Here is a 1,547-nt window from a genome sequence, read left to right as displayed (position 1 = left end):
ACCGCCCAGATGCCGGGCCTGGAGACGGCCGACATCGTTGCGCTCAGCTCGGCCCAGGTCGCCTCGCTGACCTCGGCACAGATCGGCAACTTCGCCACCGCCCAGATCGCTGCCATCGAGACCGCCGACCTGCGTGCCCTGGGTACCGCCGCGGTTCGTGCAATGAGTTCCGACCAGCTCGATGCGCTGACTTCTGAGCAACTGCAGGCCCTGACCTCGGCTCAGATCACTGCGCTGTCCACCGGTCAGCTGACGGGTCTGTCCACCGTTGACTTGAACACGTTGACGACGGACCAGTTCGCCCGCATGAGCACCGCTCAAGTGGCCACACTGTCTACCGCCCAGGTCACCAACCTGACGACGGATGACCTGAACGCGCTCGGTACCGCCCAGTTCGCCGCACTCACCACCGGCCAGTCCAGCGCCCTGAGCACTGCACAGGTTTCGACGCTGGAAACGGCTGACCTGCGCGCCCTGAGCACGGCCGCCCTGCGTGCCCTGAGCTCGGATCAGATCAAGGCGCTGACCACCGAAGAAGTGGCCGCGCTGACGACCGCACAGATCGCCGCGCTGACCACCAACCCGGATCAGTTCCTGGGCCTTAACACCGCCTCCATCGTGGCCATGGGCTCGGCCCAGGTCGCTGCCCTGACCTCGGCTCAGGTCGCGAACCTGAGCACTGCACAGGTCGCCGCCATCGAGACGGCCGACCTGCGTGCCATGACCACGGCCGGTGTGCGTGCCCTGAGCTCGGCTCAGCTGGACGCCCTGACCTCCGATCAGCTGCAAGGCCTGGGCTCCGCCCAGATCTCGGCCCTGTCCACCGGCCAGCTCACCAGCCTGTCCACCAATGACCTGAACACGCTGACCACGGACCAGTTCGCCCGCATGAGCTCCGCTCAGGTGGCCACGCTGTCCACCGCCCAGGTCGCCAACCTGACCACGGACGACCTGAACGCCTTCGGCACGGCCCAGTTTGCCGCGCTGACCACCGCCCAGGCCACCGCGCTGAGCACCGCACAGGTCTCGACGCTGGAAACAGCCGACCTGCGTGCCATCAGCACCGCAGCACTGCGCACGTTCAGCTCCGACCAGGTGCTGGCGCTCAGCACCGACCAGGTCGCTGCACTGACCACCGGCCAGATCAACAGCCTGGGCACCGCGCAGATGCCGGGTCTGGAGACGGCCGATATCGTCGCCTTGAGCTCGGCCCAGGTCGCCTCGCTGACCTCGGCTCAGATCGGTAACTTCGCGACGGCCCAGATCGCCTCCATCGAGACCGGTGACCTGCGTGCCCTAGGTACGGCGGCTGTCCGCGCGTTGAGCTCCGACCAGCTTGATGCACTGACCACCGATCAGCTCCAAGCCCTGACCTCCGCTCAGATCACCGCGCTGTCCACCGGTCAATTGACTGGCCTCAGCACCAATGACCTGAACACGCTGACCAGCGACCAGTTCGCCCGCATGAGCACCGCCCAGGTGGCCCGTCTGGCCACCGAGCAGATCGCCAACCTGACCACCGATGACCTGAACGCCCTGGGCACCGC

The 1,547-nt window shown here is 66.9% G+C and carries 1 pseudogene; it reads left to right on the top strand.

The features are described 5' to 3' along the window. Positions 1-1,547, top strand: a pseudogene (locus DES47_RS28905) (heme utilization protein); the annotation flags it as partial.

Origin of the sequence: Roseateles toxinivorans (genome assembly GCF_004362525.1) — a bacterium.
GTDB classification, from domain to species: Bacteria; Pseudomonadota; Gammaproteobacteria; order Burkholderiales; family Burkholderiaceae_C; genus Paucibacter; species Paucibacter toxinivorans.
The sequence above is the reverse complement of the archived record's forward strand: the minus strand, read 5'-3'. Positions and strand labels throughout refer to the sequence as shown.